Source organism: Erwinia sp. GW821-FHT03D09, from assembly GCF_059420805.1.
In genome coordinates, this window is the sequence record NZ_JBWKUK010000002.1 from 105752 (window position 1) to 124608 (window position 18857).

Annotated in this window: 17 protein-coding genes and 2 pseudogenes; 4 read left to right on the forward strand and 15 right to left on the reverse strand. The window is 53.8% G+C overall.

Annotated elements, in window-relative coordinates; translation table 11 throughout:
* Positions 1-56: 56 nt before the first annotated feature.
* The 9 genes from AC07U6_RS02205 to AC07U6_RS02245 all read right to left on the reverse strand — a co-directional run bounded on the left by AC07U6_RS02205 (position 57) and on the right by AC07U6_RS02245 (position 11100).
* Entirely contained in the window at positions 57-2498 is a 2442-nt protein-coding gene (locus AC07U6_RS02205; RefSeq protein ID WP_494761189.1) for a patatin-like phospholipase family protein, read from the reverse strand.
* Between the two features lie 157 nt (positions 2499-2655).
* Complete coding sequence (locus AC07U6_RS02210) at positions 2656-4143, reverse strand: FGGY-family carbohydrate kinase (RefSeq protein ID WP_494761190.1); 1488 nt, start codon at positions 4141-4143, stop codon at positions 2656-2658.
* Positions 4140-5033, reverse strand: coding sequence for an L-ribulose-5-phosphate 3-epimerase (locus AC07U6_RS02215; protein ID WP_494761191.1), 894 nt, complete (start codon positions 5031-5033; stop codon positions 4140-4142). Before AC07U6_RS02215 ends, AC07U6_RS02210 begins: the two co-directional genes overlap by 4 nt.
* The gene (locus AC07U6_RS02220; protein ID WP_494761192.1) at positions 5033-6079 is read right to left on the reverse strand and encodes an ABC transporter permease; all 1047 of its coding nucleotides are present in this window, start codon (positions 6077-6079) and stop codon (positions 5033-5035) included. Before AC07U6_RS02220 ends, AC07U6_RS02215 begins: the two co-directional genes overlap by 1 nt.
* Positions 6080-6092: 13 nt before the next feature.
* Positions 6093-7079, reverse strand: coding sequence for an ABC transporter permease (locus AC07U6_RS02225; protein WP_494761193.1), 987 nt, complete (start codon positions 7077-7079; stop codon positions 6093-6095).
* Positions 7072-8586 (reverse strand): sugar ABC transporter ATP-binding protein, encoded by a 1515-nt coding sequence (locus AC07U6_RS02230; RefSeq protein WP_494761194.1) that lies wholly within the window; start codon positions 8584-8586, stop codon positions 7072-7074. The genes AC07U6_RS02225 and AC07U6_RS02230 overlap by 8 nt, the downstream gene beginning before the upstream one ends.
* 67 nt (positions 8587-8653) lie before the next feature.
* On the reverse strand, positions 8654-9658 hold the full coding sequence (locus tag AC07U6_RS02235) for a substrate-binding domain-containing protein (RefSeq protein WP_494761195.1): 1005 nt from the start codon (positions 9656-9658) through the stop codon (positions 8654-8656).
* Between the two features lie 278 nt (positions 9659-9936).
* On the reverse strand, positions 9937-10746 hold the full coding sequence (locus tag AC07U6_RS02240) for a DeoR/GlpR family DNA-binding transcription regulator (protein WP_494761196.1): 810 nt from the start codon (positions 10744-10746) through the stop codon (positions 9937-9939).
* Positions 10747-10896: 150 nt separating this feature from the next.
* On the reverse strand, positions 10897-11100 hold the full coding sequence (locus AC07U6_RS02245; protein WP_494761197.1) for a hypothetical protein: 204 nt from the start codon (positions 11098-11100) through the stop codon (positions 10897-10899).
* An 85-nt stretch (positions 11101-11185) separates the two neighbouring features.
* Here AC07U6_RS02245 and araD point away from each other — a divergent pair, with 85 nt between their 5' ends.
* Positions 11186-11881 carry an L-ribulose-5-phosphate 4-epimerase gene (gene araD / locus AC07U6_RS02250; protein ID WP_494761198.1) on the forward strand — a complete coding sequence of 232 codons (696 nt, stop codon included), beginning with the start codon at positions 11186-11188 and terminating at the stop codon, positions 11879-11881.
* A 137-nt stretch (positions 11882-12018) separates the two neighbouring features.
* Here araD and AC07U6_RS02255 read toward each other — a convergent pair whose 3' ends face one another.
* The 4 genes and pseudogenes from AC07U6_RS02255 to AC07U6_RS02270 all read right to left on the reverse strand — a co-directional run.
* Positions 12019-12288 (reverse strand): helix-turn-helix transcriptional regulator, encoded by a 270-nt coding sequence (locus tag AC07U6_RS02255; protein WP_494764409.1) that lies wholly within the window; start codon positions 12286-12288, stop codon positions 12019-12021.
* Between the two features lie 12 nt (positions 12289-12300).
* A complete protein-coding gene (locus AC07U6_RS02260) occupies positions 12301-12627 on the reverse strand; it encodes an autoinducer binding domain-containing protein (RefSeq protein WP_494761199.1) in 327 nt (108 codons plus the stop codon).
* Between the two features lie 560 nt (positions 12628-13187).
* Positions 13188-14540, reverse strand: coding sequence for a glutathione-disulfide reductase (gene gorA / locus AC07U6_RS02265; protein WP_494761200.1), 1353 nt, complete (start codon positions 14538-14540; stop codon positions 13188-13190).
* A 222-nt stretch (positions 14541-14762) separates the two neighbouring features.
* Positions 14763-15086, reverse strand: a pseudogene (locus AC07U6_RS02270) (RtcB family protein); the annotation flags it as partial.
* A gap of 225 nt (positions 15087-15311) precedes the next feature.
* Between AC07U6_RS02270 and AC07U6_RS02275 the strand changes: the two are divergent.
* From AC07U6_RS02275 to rnz, 3 genes and pseudogenes are all read left to right on the forward strand, one after another.
* Positions 15312-15575 (forward strand): annotated as a pseudogene (locus AC07U6_RS02275) (RNA repair transcriptional activator RtcR family protein); the annotation flags it as partial.
* Positions 15576-15610: 35 nt separating this feature from the next.
* Positions 15611-15727: a hypothetical protein gene (locus AC07U6_RS02280; protein WP_494764410.1), complete on the forward strand. Its 117-nt coding sequence runs from the start codon at positions 15611-15613 to the stop codon at positions 15725-15727.
* Between the two features lie 60 nt (positions 15728-15787).
* On the forward strand, positions 15788-16702 hold the full coding sequence (gene rnz, locus AC07U6_RS02285; RefSeq protein ID WP_494761201.1) for a ribonuclease Z: 915 nt from the start codon (positions 15788-15790) through the stop codon (positions 16700-16702).
* A gap of 140 nt (positions 16703-16842) precedes the next feature.
* On the opposite strand, the gene AC07U6_RS02290 is transcribed toward rnz, so the two are convergent.
* Positions 16843-17685 (reverse strand): 23S rRNA (adenine(2030)-N(6))-methyltransferase RlmJ, encoded by an 843-nt coding sequence (locus AC07U6_RS02290; RefSeq protein WP_105595722.1) that lies wholly within the window; start codon positions 17683-17685, stop codon positions 16843-16845.
* A 139-nt stretch (positions 17686-17824) separates the two neighbouring features.
* Positions 17825-18649, reverse strand: a complete 825-nt coding sequence (locus tag AC07U6_RS02295) for a CPBP family intramembrane glutamic endopeptidase (RefSeq protein WP_494764411.1) — start codon at positions 18647-18649, stop codon at positions 17825-17827.
* Positions 18650-18857 lie beyond the last annotated feature (208 nt).

The window sequence follows — 18857 nt, forward strand, 5'->3', positions numbered from 1 at the left end:
AGTTAAATTAGCGCTGCAGGAAGGCCAGCAGGGTAAAGTTCCCGGCCGGGAGTGCGTTATCTGACGGTATCCCTGTTCGCCGCATTCACCCAGCCTGGTGCCTTATCCAGAATCTCCCCACTCAGTCGTTCCCCCATCTTCCAGCCAAGTTCGTGGCAGGCTTCCCACTGGTTTTCATCGAAGAACTGATCGCTGGTGGGCTGCTGTGGGAATGCGGGCTGCCTGTCGGCATAGCGTTCGGTGTCCAGCCCGAGGTTTTCAATCAGGTGCGGTTTCACCACGATCAGCGCGGCGTAATCTTCCCGATCGGGGTAGACGATACGCGCCAGCATAAACGGGGCCGGGTTCTTTCTCTCGGTCAGTAAATCGGGCGTGGTAAACAGTGCCGACAGCGTGGGTTCAACCGCGTCACCATCAAGGAACTCAATGCGGGTGGCGTAATCAATATGTGCCTTCCTGACGAGGTTTTCTATATCTTCATAGCCGTAGTCCGGGTCTGCGCCGCAGTCGGCCAGCACAATCAGCGGCACCCGGCGCTTCAGCAGGGCATAAACGCCGGTGTTATCGAAATGACCACCGTCCGATACGTACCACAGGCTGCTGTTCATGCCGGGGAAAAAGGCCAGCATTTCACCGAGCAGCGCCCTGAGGCGAGGAAATTTTGCCGGCTTAATCTGCTGTTTTTGCCCGTCTGTGTCACTTTCCGGCGCGGTGTTACGATTTTTGGCGAACAGATTTTCATTCCAGTAGCCCAGGCGAATTGCTGAGGTAAACAGCAGGGCGGCGGTGCCGGTCCGGGTATTCGAGCCCATCCCCGTCCCCAGCGCCGCGCCGGAGATCGCCAGCCATTTCGATAAATGTTCCTCCCGCCAGTCCCTTGCCTGCGGCAGATGCGTGCCGGTTTCTATGCCTAGCGGGCTGAGCGTTAGCGCCATGCCTTTACGGTCGGCGTTAAAGTTACCGGCGCGATCATCGACGGTCTGGTTGATACAGCAGTTAATCAGGTGCAGTGGCCCGCCGTAGCGATGAGGATGATAGTCTCGCAGCAGCACGTCATCACCGGGCTGCACGTCGGTAATACGCCACTTCTGATTTTCACCTACCCGATCTCTTTCATAGGAGGAGAGCAGGGTTAACGGAAACCGTGCGCCGCTGGTTTCCGGCCTGCCGGGGCGAAAATAGTTACCCACTGAAATCCAGGCGCGTTCCAGCCTCGCGCGATACAAATTGTGCATCGATGACAGATTCAGGATATCAACCCGCCTGCGGGTCAGCCAGAAGTAGACCGCCATCAGCGCCACGAAAAAGGCATCCATCAGCAGCGCCGGGCAGCCGGACGATTTTTCCGGGATATACAGTTCGGTGAGCAGGATGAGCAGCACGGTTGCCCAGGTGAGGAACAGTGCCAGTAAAAACAGGTAGCCGATCTGATTGATAATGCCTGCCACCGGCTTTTTCTTTGCCGGATTTTTCGTCGGGGGCTTTACCCAGCGCCTTAACAGCGAAATTGCGGGCGGCAGCAGAGCCAGCGCGGCCAGGAAGATGAGAAAGTTCGCCCGGATTTTTATCCAGTAGCAGAATTCGGTAGCGCCATAGAAAAACAGGCAGGCCAGCGCAGCGAGCAGCGCTACGGCCAGTTTCCTGGTGCGAATAAGCCGCTGCTGTGCAACAGAAAGTGTGGTGATTTTTAATGCACAGAAATCCTGCACCAGCTTAGCGGCCAGCGGCAGGCAGGAGAACAGCAGGACGATCGGACCCAGCCAAATCGGCTTATCACGATAAATCGTGTGCGGGCTGAAAATGTAGGCCAGCAGCAGTGCCAGGATAACCAGGGGTACGGAAATCGTAGAGTAGTAATCCTGATAGCGGCCTTTTGTCGTGCTATCGCTCTTTCCACCGGCAGGCCGGATGATCCACCAGGCACAAATTTGCCACAGGGCACAGGTAAGCGGGAGAAGCATCAGCCCGAGCCAGGCCGCCGCCGCATCGCTGGCCGGACTGAAACTGGTGAGCAGCAGGCCGGGAAAGAACATCAGCGCCGCCAGGAACAGCATCACCGTCGCGGCCTCAAAGTGCGAAGCCAGCAGGCTGCGCAGGGTGTAGGCCATCGCCTGTGAGACATCGCGAAATCCTGCCGGTGCCAGGTAGCGGCCATTATTCCGCAGCCACCAGAGTAAGAATGAGCGTTTTTCTGCCAGACCTTCTTCCACCGCTTCGGCTTTCTGATCTTCGTTATACAGCCGGCCGAGCATGCCGCCGAAATAACCGCCGCCGGATACCGTGGAAAGATAATCAAACCGGCGCAGCACTTTATTCGCCGCCAGCGCTCTCACCAGGCCGAGGCAGAAGGTGGCGCTGCGAATGCCGCCGCCGGAAAGCGCCAGCGCGCTGACGGGACGATCGTCGCTGATATTTGCCTGCTGCCGTCTTTGCTGAATTAACGTATTTTCGCCGCCGTTAATATCCCGATCGTTATTTTTTATCAGGGGGTCGCTCATGATTGAAAGCTCCTGAAGACGTTGTTGTTAGGAGTGTGGCCTGGCATTACACAATAGGAAGCAGGGCTAAAAAATGACAGCGGATTGTGCGAGGAATGAGCGTATTTAAGGTAAACGTGGATAACTTTCCGGCCGCAGCAGCAGCCGGAGAGGGTGATCAGATGACGGCCTTCACTTCACTTAATGCCTGCGCAATCCGCTTAAAGCGCTCGAAGCGTTTTCTCAGCATCACGTGTTTAGCCGGGTTTGGCTCCAGGCGAAGGGTGGGTGGCTGGCAGTGCGTCATCGCCGTCTGGAAATCGCTGTATTCACCGGCGCCCACCGCCGCGCAGATCGCCGCCGCGCGGCAGCCGGACTGCCTGACGTCTACAATTTCCAGCGGCAGGTTGCTGGCGTCACAGAACATCTGCATCCAGATATCCGAGTGCGTGGGGCCGCCGGTAAAGCGAATGATGTCGCTGCCTGCACTCAGACCCTGTATGCGGTCCTGATGTAGCAGATGCGAGAAGACGATGCCCTGATAAATGGCACAGACCATATCTTCCCGGCTGTGGTGGCCGCTTAAACCAAGGAAGCCGCCGTGCAGGCTGTCGTGGAAGTTGGAGCCGTACAGCCACGGATAAAACAGGATGTTGAGATCCTTTTCATAGCCGTTTTTCGCCCACTGGTTCAGCTGACGATAGCTGTCGGGAAGATCCGGGAAGAACTGCTGCACAAACCACGCGAGGTTGCTGGCCGAGGTCGGGCTGCCTTCGTGAACAAAGAAGGTGCCGGGGATGCAGTATTTCCCCCACACGTAGGGGTAGTCAGACGGTTCAATACGGTCGAATACGCGGGTGGCGATGCTCCAGGTACCCGCCACGGCGCTGAGGCAGGAACTGTCGTGTACGCCCGAGGCCAGCGCTGCGCCGACAACGTCAAACAGTCCGCCGAACACTGGCGTCCCGGCTTTTAAACCGCACAGCGCAGCGGCCTGCTCGGTGACGTATCCGGCGCATTCGGCGGAACCGATCACCGGCGGTGCTTTCTCCGCCATCTCTGCAATACCGAAAATGTTAAACAGCGTCGGGTCGAATGCCCCCTGCTGCTGATTAAACAAATTGCTGCCGGAGATATTGGTTTCTTCGCAGGCGAACTCGCCGGTGAGGCAGTAGCGGATATAGTCGTGGACCATCAGAATATAGCCCGAACGCTGATAGTTCTCCGGCTCATGCTCCTTCAGCCAGCCGAGCAGCGCCGCCGGATGCGATGGCCACAGCTGTTGCAGGCTGCGCGCGTAAGCTTCGGCATCGCGGCCTTCACTTTTCCAGCGGCTGGCCATCGGCTGCGCGCGCGAGTCGGAGGAGACGATGCCGTTGCGTACCGGCTGCCCCTGTTTATCCACCAGGTACAGCCCTTTGCCGTGGGCAGAGAAGCTCACGCCGTGAATCGCCTCTGGCGCAATACCGCTTTCGCTCAGCGCCTGGCGAATCACCTGGCTGGTGGCGGACCACAGCTCGGCCATATCACGCTCGCAGAAACCCATTTGTTCACTGAGCAGCGGTACCGCCAACTCAACGACTTTAACCTCCTGGCCGTTGGCGGTGTAAATCCCCGCTTTGGTTACCGTTCCGCCTAAATCAACGCCCATATAGTAGTGGCTCATACTGCCTCCGGGCTGAGCAGCGCGGAGCGGGTTTCACCCCAGCCGGCTGCGGCCATTTTGTCTTCAATCCACTGACGGGCACGGATGATTTCCAGCAGCGGTTCGTCGGCTTTTTCCGTCCACATTTCAATCAGGAAGGTGCCGCGATAGTTCAGGCGGCGCAGGGTTTTAAAGAACTGGATGAAATCAACGCAGCCCTCGCCAAACGGCACATCGCGGAACTGGCCTGGTGAATCTGGCGTGACCGGCAGCGTATCTTTCAGGTGGATGGCCGCAATGCGATCGATGCCGCCGCTCAGCTCGCTGTCCACCTCATTGCCCCAGGCGGTCAGATTGCCGATATCGGGATAAACGGTGAACCACGGCGAGTTAATTTTCTCGCTCAGCGCCTTCCATTTGCTGATGGAGTTCATAAACGGCGTGTCCATGATTTCCATCGCGCACATCACCTGTGCCCCGGCGGACAGCTCAACGGCCCAGGCTACGGAGTCCTCAAAGCGGGCGATAGTGTCGTCGTCCTGCGGTTCGTAATAGACATCGTAGCCGGCCAGCTGAATGGTACGGATGCCCAGATCCTGTGCCAGCCGCACCGCTTTTTCCATAATGGCATACGCCTGCCGACGGGTCTCTGCATCGCGGCTGCCGAACGGGAAGCGGCGGTGCGCCGACAGGCACAGTGTAGGAATGCGCACGCCGGTCTGCTGAATCGCCTGGATGATCTCCATGCGCTCTGCCTGCGTCCAGTCCAGTCGCGCCAGGCGTTCATCGCTTTCATCTACCGACATCTCGACGAAATCAAACCCGCAGGATTTCGCCACGGCCAGCTTCTCCATCCAGCTGGTCCCTTTCGGCAGCGCCTTCTCGTAAATCCCTAATGGATGCTTACGCATTATCTTTCCCCACGTGTTGCCAGCAGCTGCTGGTGCTTTTTCCGGTTCAGCTTCATCGCCCGCTGCGCCTGCCATTTGTTTTTAAAGAATTTGAACGCCAGGGCGAAAATCAGCGTGATGCCCCATACCGCCAGATTGAAGTGCAGGCTGACACCCGCCAGGCTCAGCCCGGTGGCAATAACTTGCAGCACCAGCAGCGCGCAGAAGACGTGGATAACTTTGCCCACGCCGCCGAACGGATCGGTTCCGCCCAGAACAATCGCCAGCACCGTCAGCAGCAGGTAAGAGTCGCCGTAGCCCATGCGCGCCGAATTAAAGCGCGCCATCATGATCAGCCCGGCCAGAACGCACAGCAGGCTGGAAATGGCGTAAATTGCCATCATGATGCGGTCGGTGCGGATGCCGCTGAACCAGGTGGCGTTGATATTGCTGCCGCACATATAGATATTTTTTCCGAGGCGGGTTCTGCCCAGCAGCAGGGCTAAGAATACGGTAGCGACGATAAAGATAATCAGCGGGACCGGTACTCCCCAGATTACTTCCGATCCCATGCTGCGAACGATCGGCGGCATGCCGCTCAGCGCCGCGCCTTTGGTCAGATATACGCCAACGCCGCTGATGATGGTCATGCTGCCAAGGGTCACCAGAATCGGGTGCGCGCCGATGCGGGAAATCATCAGCCCGGTCAGCACGCCGATCATCACCGCGATGACCGCCGCGCCGAGCAGTGCCAACACCAGCCACATCAGCTGCACGCCAACGCTGGCATCAACCGGCACGTAGTGGATCAGCAGCCAGGCCATAAACAGGCTGGTGAGGTTGGCGGTACCGATAATCGACAGATTCAGGCCGCCGCTCAGCATGGGCACAAACATCGCAAAGGTCAGCAGGCCCAGTTCCGGCAGCTGAAACGCGATGCTCAGAAAGGTGTTTTCGGTCAGAAAGCGACCCGGCATCGCCAGCGAAAATGCCACCGTGGCGATCAGGCAAATACCGAGCAGCCCGGTGCTGGTGCCATCCAGAGGTAAAAACGATTTATTTTTCATTCAACAGTCTCCGTCAGACGAAGCCGACATCGGTTTCTTTGCGCTTCTTGTAGTGGGTGACGCAGATGGCCGCGACGATAACGACGCCAATCACGATGTTGACGAAATAGCTGGAAACGCCAATCAGGTTCAGGCCGTTTTTCAAAATGCCGATCAGGAATACGCCCATCAGCGTACCGATCACCGATCCTCTGCCACCGGAGAGGCTGGCACCGCCGAGTACCACCGCCGCCAGGACATCCAGCTCGCCGCCGACCAGCGCATTAGGCACCACTTCGCTCATGCGGTACGCCTGCAGCATGCCGCCAATCGCCGCCGCCGCGCCTAAGTAGCCATAGGCAAACAGATAGATAACGGAAACGCGGATGCCGATACGACGGGCGGATTCGTTGCTGCCGCCGACGGCATAGAGCTGCCGACCGATGTGGGTTTTATTCAGCAGTAGCCAGGTCAGCAGCGCCATGCCCAGCATCACCACCACCGGCAGGCCCACCTGATAGCTTTCCCCGCCGTATTCGAAGGGAAGGATAGTGCGCTGGTTGATCCACCAGTCGGGCAGGTCGTAAATGCTGTGGCCGTTGGTGATCCACATCAGCATGCCGAACAGCAGCGACTGCATGCTGATGGTGATAATGATCGAGACGATATTGAGGTAGTAGATCAGCACGGCGTTGATCAGACCGAAGACCACGCCGCAGACCATCGCCAGGACGATACACAGCAGCGGGCTGGCAATTACATCGTTGAGCAGCAGCGAAGCAATAAAATACTGCGCCACGGAAGCCACGGCAGCGAAGGAAATATCAATGCCCCCGGTGACCAGTACGACAAATAAACCCAGCGCGAAAATCCCGGTTACGGCATAGCTTTCGGTCAAATCCAGCAGGTTCTGAATCGATAAAAACTCACTGCTTAAGCTGGAAAACAGCAACAGCATTAACGCGATAACCCAGCCCAGCCAGCCTTCGACCGAACGTGGCATTTTAAAAATGTTAGCCATTGATGGCCTCCGCGAGTTGAGGTTCGCTCAGCGTTGAAGGGATTAACTCGTTGACGATCTTTCCCTGCTTCATATGCAGCACGCGATCGCAGTTGTAGTAGGCTTCCGGGGCTTCATCGGTGATCAACAGTACCGAAATACCGACGCCGGACAGGCGGTGGATCAGCTTGTAGATACTGTCTTTTGCGCCGATATCCACGCCGACGGTGGGCGCATCGAGAATTAACACTTTTGGCCGGGTGAGTATCCATTTAGCCAGCACCACCTTCTGCTGGTTGCCGCCGGAAAGGGTCGAAAGCGGGTTATCCGGGTTGGTCACCTTGATATCCAGATCCTTGATCCACTCCTGCACCAGCGCGTCTTTGCGCTGTTCATCGATCATATGCCACGGCGTTTTGATCTCATCGAGGATGGAAATCACCATGTTGTCGGCCACCGACTGCGGCAAAATGGCACCCAGCGTCAGGCGGTCTTCAGAAACATAGGCAATGCCCATTTCTCGTGCCTGAGTGTTGTCTTTGATCTGGACCTTTTTACCGTCCAGCAGGATCTCGCCGCTATCGGGGTGGGTGATTCCAAACAGGCTCAGTGCCAGCTCGGTGCGGCCGGAGCCCAGCAGGCCGCACAGGCCCAGTACTTCGCCGCGATGCAGCTGGAGGGAGATATCGTCAAACTGGCCTTTGCGGCTGAGGTTATTCAGCTCCAGCACCACCTTACCCAGTTCGGCGTTCGGCAGCTTCTGTTGGTGCTCAATGGCTAATCCGGTCATCAGCTCGGTGATTTTGCCGGTAGAGAGCGCGGCGGCGTCCCATGTGCCAATCTTCTCGCCGTCGCGGATCACGGTAATGCGGTCGGAAATTTCTTTCACTTCGTCCAGACGGTGGCTGACGAACACCACGGTGATGTTTTTATCCCGCAGGTAGTTCACCGTGCGCAGCAGCTGGTTCACTTCGGTGCGCGTCAGCGAGGCGGTTGGCTCGTCCATAATCACCAGCCTGGCATCGGCAACCAGCGCACGGCAGATGGCAATCTGCTGGCGCTGGGCTATGGGAAGATGCTGCACCAGTGCGTCCGGATCGATATTAAACGCCAGCTCGCTGAGGATCTGCTGCGCTTTTTCTTTCAGTTTTTTCTGCTTAAACCAGCCGAAATAGCCCTTCAGGTTGTATTCGAAGGCAATGTTTTCGGCGACGGTCAGATTCGGAAACAGCGACAGGTCCTGGTAGATCACCTGAATGCCTAAGGCCCTGGCGCGATCCGGCGTCAGGCGAGTGTGGGATTTGTCATCAATGATGATTTCGCTGCCAGAATCGGGCGCGTAGACGCCGCTGATAGTTTTGATCAGCGTGCTTTTACCACAGCCGTTGGCTCCGGCGAGGCAGTGGACTTCGCCTTTATTTAAGGTCAGCGTGATGTTTTTTAATGCCTGATGGCCGCCAAAGCTTTTTGACAGCACGTTCAGCGTGATCAGCGCGGCGGCGTTATCGACATTGTTATTATTTAGCATCGTTCTTGCCCTGGTGTTAGACGTGATTAAAGCCGGAGCACAAAGGCTCCGGCGATACGGCTCAGGGTCAGAGGCCCAGTTTCACCAGACGTTTGGTGTTTTCCACATCCAGTTTTTCCGGGTTATCGCTGAGGATGGTGTTGCCTTTGATTTTGATTTCGCCCATGTCGCCCAGCTTAACGCCGTCTTTGATCGGCTCACCGTTCATCATCGCGGTTGCCACCTGCACAAAGACCTTACCGGCGGTCATCGGATTAGAGATATAGCCGCCATCGATCGCGCCTTTCTCCAGCAGTTTGATGCCCTGGCCCGGGGTAAAGGTACCAAAGACGCAGATATCATTGTTTTTCTTACGCCTGTCGATCGCGCGGCCTGCGCCGATTGGGCCCTGAGAGCCGAAGGACATAATGCCTTTCAGATCTTTGTGTTTGGACATCAGGTCGTTGGCTGTACGCATGGAGTCATCCACCGATTCGGCGACGCCAAAACGGTCTTCAACCAGCTGCATTTTCGGGTAGTGTTCTTTCTGGTAGGCGATGGCCGCGTTGGCCCAGTCGTTTACCAGCGGAACGGTCAGGCTGCCAACGAACATGGCATACTTGCCTTCCTCACCCATGCAGGCGGCCATATCTTTCATATGGTTAGCGCCCATGGTTTGGGTGTCCAGCAGTTCGAAGTCCCAGTCTGCGTTGGCCTGAGCCGGTGATTCGTGGGTAATCACCTTAATGCCCGCTTCCTGCGCGCGTTTTAGTACCGGTTCCAGCACTTTGGCGTCGTTTGGCACCACGCCAATCACATCAACTTTCTTGGCGATCAAATCTTCAATGGCGCGCACCTGCTCGGCCGGGTCGGCGGTGGTTGGCCCCACCTGCCAGGCATTCACGCCCAGTGCTTTACCTTCTTCTTTAATCCCCTGTTCCATCACGTTAAACCAGGGAATCCCCCCCACTTTCACCACAACGCCCATAGTAAAAGGCTTGTTGGCTTTTTGAGGGACCGCTGCGTCATCAGCTTGGGTGGAAAAAGAAGCGATCAGTGAGGCGATTACACAGGGTAAGAGTAATTTTTTCATTATGAGATCCTCAGAAGGTTATTTTAATTATCATCGTTGCCGAATAGTGCATTATTCGGCTTATTTTCCTTCGCCATTACACCGCTCGTTGCTTAATAAAATGATCGGCAATGGATAACGCAAAGCATGCATTAATCCTCTGTAGTCATTTAATAAATCAATGATAATGGTGTGTTAAGGTTCAGGTTATATATTGCAACTTTCACTGGTATTGACGGTAATAACGTCGTTCTGACCGAATGCGTCAGAACGGACGGATTTTATTTTCGCTAAGGATCTCATTTATCGACTTCAATCACGTTAAATTTCGGACTGTCTCCCCAGTTTCTTTCTTCAGCCACTTTATTAGTGATTAAAATATCAATGTCGTCGAGCATGCAGATCTTACAAAACGCGAACTGATCGAACTTGCTGGAGTCGGCCAGCAGAATTTTTTTGCCGGAAACCTGCAGCATCACCTGCTTTAAGCGGGCGTTAATTTCGCTGCCGTCGCGGATGCCGTTTTCCAGATTCAGCCCCTGGCAGGAGAAAAAGAAGGTATTGATCTGAAAGTTACGAATCGCGCTTTCCGCTACCGGGCCGTGGAAATCGTCATGGCGCTCCGAGTATTCACCGCCGCAGCCGATGATACGCACCTTATCGCGGCAGGCCAGCGCCTGAATGATTTTGACCGAGTTGGTCACCACGGTGATATCAATATCCGGGATCTGTCGCGCCAGGAACCAGCAGGTACTGCTGTTATCCAGCAGGATGCAGTCACCCGGGTGAATAAACTGCAGTGCTGCCTTGGCCAGCTTCATCTTAATGTCGGGGTGTTTTTCCGTTCTTTTGCGTAAAGATTCGGCTCGATCGATGGTATCAGCTTTATAGAACGCGTCCTGCACGGGCCGGGTGCGGTCGTCATAGTCATCAAGTGAGACAGCGCCGCCAAAACTGCGAATCAGTTTTTTGTTACGTTCCAGCAGATTTAAATCGCGGCGGATGGTTTCCTGCGAAACGCTGCACATGGTCGATAGTTCGGCAACCAGCGCGGAGCCATTCTGTTGCACATAGCTACAAATCATCTTGTAACGTTCAGCCTGTAACATAAATAGCCCGATTCCATTGTTTATCACATGGTTTAATATTCTTACTTTTCAGAATTTTTTAAAGTGACTGATTTCAAGAAACCCGTTAGCTATTTTTTCCATATGCCTTAGTGTGAATCACATCACTATGTCTATATGATATGACTTCATTTAATACATTTTAATGTGATTTTTATCACGTAAAATCGGGCGCCGTCGCAGATAAAAAATCATCTGCAGATTTAAATCAACATAAACGGGCAAATCATCAATGCCCGTATGTGCCCGACTGTGACCGTTTATATTTGTTTGCTCTGTTTCGCCGTTACCAGAGGCTTTTCGCGGCAAAGTATTAGACGTAACGTAATAAGCCATTCACCCCTTCTTAATTGATGAAGTGAATATTTTCAGCGCACGAGTTTCCACCTGGAAATAAACTCTTTATTACGTGAGGTAAACAATGCTGCAAAAATTAAAACAACAGGTATTTGAAGCGAACTTATTATTACCCGCCCACAAGCTGGTGACCTTTACCTGGGGAAATGTCAGCGGAATCGATCGCGAACGCGGTCTGGTAGTGATTAAACCTTCCGGCGTGGATTATAAAGATATGAAGCCGGAGGATATGGTGGTGGTTGATTTGCAAACCGGAAAAGTGGTGGAAGGTGATAAAAAACCGTCTTCTGATACCGCGACGCATCTGGTGCTGTATCGTGCCTTTGAACATATCGGGGGCGTGGTGCACACCCATTCCCGGCACGCCACGATTTGGGCGCAGGCCGGTCAGCCGCTGAAGGCGCTGGGTACCACCCATGCCGATTACTTCTATGGCACGATTCCCTGCTCTCGCCTGATGCGTGATGAGGAAATTAACGGTCAGTATGAGCACGAAACCGGTAACGTGATTGTGGAGACGGTGAATCAGCAGGGAATGAGTGCGAAGGATATTCCTGCGGTACTGGTTAACGGCCACGGTCCCTTTGCCTGGGGCGCTGATGCGGATAACGCCGTGCACAATGCCGTTGTACTGGAAGAGATCGCCTATATGAATCTGTTCACTCGTCAGCTACAGCCCGGGGTAGACAGCATGCAGCAGACGCTGCTGGATAAACATTTTCTGCGTAAGCACGGGGCGAATGCGTATTACGGGCAGTAAATATCTGTCTCAGGGATAATATCTCACTGATTCTGGCATTGCAGCATAGTGCAGCTATGCCAGGTCGGGTAAGGATTGAGCATCTGGGGAGGACCTCAGCTCAAATAGCGGTAACTAAACATTATTGCGATTGGGTCTTATATTGCAGGTTGTATTAATCCATGTTCCATTCCAAAACGTACGGCATGTCGTGCATTTGTTACACCCATTTTATTGACAATGTTCGACATGTGAAATTTGACCGTGCGCAGTTTGATGCCAGGAATAATACTCGTTTCCTGATAGGTTTTACCCACACTGGACCAGTAAAGAATTTCATTTTCTCTCTGGATGAAAACGGTTTTATTTTCTACTTCTTTAACATTTTTCGTTGGTAGATAATTAAGAGCAAGATAGGTTTCATGTATGGAGGCGAGTAATCATGAAATATCTCCCTTTTCCTGAACTAATGCCTTAACTACCTCAGATTTACTTTTCCGTGTGATGATGAAGGTTAACGTAACGAAGTTGTTATTAAAGTCATGAATAACAAATGTGCTTACTTTAACTAAATAAAACTCTTCAGCCAGATCAAACCGTCCGGTGTAATGGTATCCGGAGTTAACTATTCGACCTTTATCCCACTCAAAAGGCGTTAATCTGTTGCGTGCAGTAATAACAACCGGGTCGGTGTAATATAATCTGTTTTCCTTATAAATGCTTACCCATTCTTCTGGGTAATTTGTCGCGTAAAAATTTAATGACATATCACTCTTTGACAGAACAACATATGCCCATGTCAGCTTACTAAAATCACCCAGTGCATCTTCAACCTAATTCTTATAAATAATGCAATTTCATTATTGCTTTTTATCGGGGATTTCAGCCTTGATAACAAGAGATTTATGATTGCTTTTATATAATAAAGAATTTTTACGTGTGGCTATTTTTATTCTTGCCGTTCACTGTTTTTATCGGGTACAGGTAGAAAGTACAGTCCGGTGACGGTTCCTTTGGACAGCTTACGTCTTTTGGTGAAGTGTGTTACTGTTCTGGCGGGTTGAGTATAACAATTATTTTAAATATTTTTTATATTTCAGCGTCATACATCAGGGAAGTTTAATTTTAGAATAATGATAATGTGAAATCAGGAGATTTTTTTATTTCCGTATTTTTATTCTTCTTCGATTGGCTGATTTTTTAAGCTACTGCTTTGTGAAATGGCATTTTAATCAACAGGTTATAGATTTCATGCTATTAACCTCAAACTCAGTAATAAACACCTGCAGAATATCCTGCAGGTGTTTCTTTAATACCAGAACAGTGCTTAACGCATAGTCACAAATTCTTCTGCACCGGTCGGGTGGATCGCAACAGTGTTATCGAAGTCTTTCTTGGTGGCACCCATTTTCAGCGCTACCGCGAAGCCCTGTAGCATTTCATCCATGCCGTAGCCGATTCCGTGAATACCGACAATCTTCTCATCGGCACCGACGCAGACCAGCTTCATTCGGCAAGGCTGGCGGTGCTGAGTGACGGCGGTGTACATCGCGGTGAAGGCGGATTTGTATACTTTTACCTGGTCATCACCAAACTTCTCGCGCGCTTCCGGTTCGGTCAGGCCCACGGTGCCGATCGGCGGGTGGCTGAACACTACGGTTGGCACGTTGCTGTAGTCCAGATGCTCGTCCGGTTTGTTGTTAAACAGGCGCTCAGACAGGCGACGACCGGCGGCAACCGCCACCGGGGTCAGCTCGACTGCGCCGGTGTTATCACCGACCGCATAGATGCCTTTCACGTTGGTGTTCTGGAACTTATCCACGTTGATATAGCCTTTGTCGTTCAGCGCAACGCCGGTAACGTCCAGGTTCAGGTTGTCGGTCATCGGCTCGCGGCCAATCGCCCAGATCAGGCAGTCAACGGTCTGCTCTTTGCCGTTTTCCAGCTGCAGGGTCAGGCTGCCGTCAGCATTCTTCACTACCGCTTTTGGAATAGATTCAGTGTGCAGCGTCGGGCCTTCGGTGTTGATTACTTCCAGCAGCGTATCGACGATCAGCGGATCGAAGGTGCGCAGCGGCGCGTGCTTACGAACGAACAGGTGGGTTTCAGAACCCAGCGCGTTCAGTACGCCGGCAATTTCAACCGCGATATAGCCAGCGCCCACCACGGCGGTGCGTTTTGGCAGCGCCTGTAGCTCAAAGAAGCCGTCGGAGTTGATGCCGTACTCGGCACCCGGAATGTTCGGCTGAACCGGACGACCGCCGGTAGCAATCAGAATATGGTCAGCGGTAATTTTTTCGCCGTTCACTTCCACGGTGTGCGCATCAACAAAACGCGCAAAGCCTTTGATCACGTCAACATTGTTTTTACCCAGCACGTTGTCGTACGAGGTGTGGATGCGATCGATGTAGGCGCTGCGGTTTTTCAGCAGCACGTCCCAGTTATGCTGGTTAACGGTGGTGTTGAAGCCGTAATCCGGGCCGTACTGATGGATGGCTTCGGCAATCTGTGCGGCATGCCACATTACTTTCTTCGGTACGCAGCCTACGTTCACGCAGGTGCCGCCAAGATCTTTCGCTTCGATCAGTGCACATTTCTGTCCGTACATAGCCGCACGGTTGATGGAGGCGATACCGCCGCTGCCGCCGCCGATGGCGAGATAGTCATAATGTTTGGTCATCGAATCTTCCAGTTCAGTAAGTGAGTTATTTTTCTGGGCATAAGTGTAACGCCACTCGGCCAAATGCCGCAAAGATTGCGTCTATGATTGCGATAGGGCAGAGGCACCGAGCCGAGCGATGCCTCTGCCATTTCACATCTGGGCCATTACTGTATCGTGCAGCAACCGATCCAGCATTGTCGCATCGCGCCTTTCACTGTCGGGCAGCGGTGGGCGATCCTGCTGCTCCAGCTGGCTGCGAATGCCGAGCAGGTTATCTGGCAGATCGGCGGCCGTTAGCGAGGTCCGCACGGCGATCATGCCGCAGCCAATATCCACGCCGACCGCCGCCGGGATGATCGCGCCTTTGGTCGGTATCACACTGCCAATCGTGGAGCCTTTTCCGACGTGAACGTCCGGCATCACTGCCAGATGTTTAAAGATAAACGGCATTTTGGCGGTATTAAGCAGCTGCTGCTGTGCCTTCGGATCGACCGGTACGCCATGCGTCCACATTTTTACCGCAGCGCCGTCAGGGTTCTGCAACTGCTGCCATTCATTTGCCATCTGTGATTCCTTTTACTTAACGTGAGTGACGACCCCCTATGGCCAGAAGCGTGCCATTGCGCGTTTTAACCGTGAGTTAATTTTTATCTTTATGAATAATATGAATAATATGAATATTTAAAAATATTTTTGATGATCGATATTGATGCCGCAAGTTAGATTATTATCTTTTTATCTCGCTTTTTATATTTAAGGATAAACATAAAGCGCCGGGTTGTGATTGGCATGCTGGGTACCACACTGGATAAACGCGGGAAACGACATAACCGCTGGAACAAATGGCGCCCCACCGTCGAGATATGCATGCAGCCGGATTTTGCCATTGACCGACTGGAGCTGCTGCACGGCGGTAACAGCCGGCAGCTGGCCGGGCAGGTGGTGGAAGATGTCGCTCAGGTGTCACCGTCAACGCAGGTTCGGCTCAACAAAATCGTGCTCCGCGATCCCTGGGACTTTGAAGAGGTCTACGGCGCACTGCTTGAGTTTGCCGAACCTCATCGTCGCTGTCGGATGCCGGCCGCAGGCTGTTTGCCGTATCCCGCCAGCAGAAAAAGCAGCCCAACGATGCCGATCGCCTACGCAAGTATCTGGCGCGTTTCGATCTGAGCTGGGAGCAGCTGCACGGTGATAGCCAGTGCTAAACTCGCCCCCTTTTCTCCTGCCCGCCGCAGGAAACAACGCTATGACGGAGTAGAAAGCGTATGGAACTGCAGTTTTTAGGTACGGGGGCCGGTATCCCGAGCCGTAAGCGAAATGTCACCAGCATCTCGCTGAACCTGAGTGAATGCAACCGTGGCAGCTGGCTGTTTGACTGTGGGGAAGGGACCCAGCATCAGATCCTGCGCACGCCGATTAAGCCCGGGAAAATCGAGAAAATCTTTATCACCCATCTGCACGGCGACCATATTTTTGGCCTGCCGGGACTGTTGACCAGCCGCTCGATGAACGGTGCCACCGAGCCGTTAACGCTTTATGGCCCGGTGGGGATTAAGACCTTTGTGGAAACCTCGCTGCAGCTGAGCGGGTCGTGGCTGACCTTCCCGCTGGAGATTGTTGAAATCACTGCCGGAGAAGTGTGTAACGACGAACAGTTCCGCGTTACCGCGTTTCCGCTGACGCATCCGGTGGAGTGCTACGGCTACCGGATTGATGAGCATGACAAACCCGGCGCGCTGGATGCGGAGCGGCTGAAAGCAGATGGCTATCTGCCCGGCCCTTACTATTACGATTTAAAGCAGGGGCGCAGCGTGACGCTCGATGATGGTCGGGTGGTGAATGGCTGGGATTATATTGGCAGCGTAATCAAGGGGCGCAGTCTGGCCATCTTTGGCGATACGGCGCCGACTGCGGCGGCCACCGACCTGGCGGCCGGTGTCGATTTGATGATCCATGAGGCGACGCTGGAAGTGGCGATGGAAGAAAAAGCCAACGGACGTGGGCATTCCTCGACGGTGCAGGCGGCCAGGGTGGCGAAGGAGAGCGGGGCAAAGCGGCTGATTATCACCCATCTGAGTTCACGCTATCTGCAGGATGACTGTGAGCGTTTACTGGATGAGTGCCGGGCGGTGTTTCCGGCGACGGAAATGGCGCATGATTTTGCGGTGTTTGTTGTCTGACGGTGGCTGGAGTGCTATCTGATAGCTGAGTGGCTGCGCTGGCGGGGCATTACCCCGTCAGCGCTGTGATCCCGGAACGGTCTTCAGGACGGAAAGCAACCGTATAATGCATGAGCGTTATCCGCCCGGCGGCGCAGCAGTTACTCCGGAACGATCCACTCAACCTTAGAATGCCCGGTGCCGGACGGCACAAGCACTTTTTCCAGCCACGGCAGCACATTCTTCATCTGCTGCTCCAGCTTCCACGGTGGGTTAACTACAATCATCCCCGACGCAGTCATGCCAAAACGATCGCTGTCCGGGCGAACGCCCAGCTCGATCTGCAGAATACGACGAATGCCGGTGGCTTCCAGCTCTTTACACATGCGCTTAATCTGCTGACGCAGCACCACCGGGTACCACAGCGCATAAACGCCGGTACTGAAGCGCTTATAGCCCTCTTCGATGCCCTTCACGACTGCCTGATAGTCGCTTTTCAGCTCGTAAGGCGGGTCGATCAGCACGAAACCACGGCGGGACAGCGGCGGCAGCTTGGCTTTCAGCTGCTGGTAGCCATCGGCACGATCGGTACGCGCACGGCTGTCCTTCAGGAACTCACCGCGCAGCAGTGGGAAATCGCTGGAGTGCAGTTCGGTCAGCTGTAATTTATCGTATTCACGCAGCAGGTAGCGCGCAATCAGCGGAGAACCCGGATAGTAACGCAGCTTGCCGTTAGGGTTCAGATCCTTGACCGCTTTAATATACGGCTCAAGCTCGGCAGGGAGATCGTCCTGCTGCCAGATACGGGCAATGCCTTCCAGATATTCGCCGGTACGCTCCGCATGCTCACCGCTCAACAGATACCGACCGGCGCCCGCGTGGGTGTCGAGGTAAAGATAGGGTTTATCTTTCTCGTTCAGCGAACTGATAATCAGGCTTTGTACGGTGTGCTTAAGTACATCGGCATGGTTGCCGGCGTGAAAACTGTGGCGATAGCTGAGCATTATTTATCCTGTTGATTTTATGCGGCTTTAATTGATGGTGAATCAATTTTCTACAATTATTACCCCACGGATTACCCTACAGAACGGCGCACAGCAACGGATGCAGGAAAAAGCATGAGAACGAATTGCGCCGATTATATCAGGTCGGCAGGCGTTGCCATACAGGATAGGTGAAGAACAGCAGGTGCAACATATTAAAGGAAAAATGCACCAGCGTAGCCACCCAAAGACGCCCGCTCCACAGCCAGGCCAGGCCGTAAATCACCCCCGCCAGCGTGGCGAAAAATACCAGCATCAGTCCACCAGAAAAGTGTGCCAGGCCAAATAATACCGAGGCAATTACTAACGCCCGCTTGTCGCCCAGCAGCTGGCTCAGGCGCTGCTGGATATAGCCACGGAACAGGGCTTCCTCCGCCAGGCAGACGAAGAACAGGTTGGCCAGCATAAATGAACCAATCCAGGCTGGAATATGAGGCTCCACCCGCAGTGCGCCGAAAACGGTTGCCACTAACAGCAGAAGAGGCATCGACAGCAGCAGTATCAGCCACCACAGCGGATTCTGAGGCTGCTGTGACGGACGGGCGATCAGCGTTGGCATGCAGCCCAGCAGCAGGAACGGGATCAGCGCTTTATCAAGGTTAAAATAGAAGGTGAATGGCAGGCTCTGTGGCCCGGCCTGCACGCCTGAAGCCGCAATTTGATTATTAAAACCCGGGATCATATGCAGCCCCAGCGCGACTGCGCCGGCGACCAGCAGGATCTCGCCCGGTAGCGCAAACGGCGTTTGCCGCTGGGGATATCCCCAGCAAATGGCAATGGAGAACATAATGCCAAGAGCAATAATGCCCGGTGGCAGCAGCGTTTGATCGATAATCGCTATTGCCAGAGCAATAAACAACAATACCAGTGAGCTGCGCAGACTAAATGACAAGAACAGCAAAGACAGCGCCAGCAAAAACCACATCATTTCACTCCCTGTTTAAATGAGTAATACGGCGTAACAAAGCGAAAGAGTATGCAATGTTGACCCGGCACCAGCAAAGCCGAACGTGCGGTGAGAAGCCGCTCCGATAGCCGATGAAGGGGAGATGTTACGCTGGCAACCATTGATTTTCGCTACACTTAGCCTCATGTTAAAGAAATCGTGCGTAAAAACGCGCTCCTTACACCGA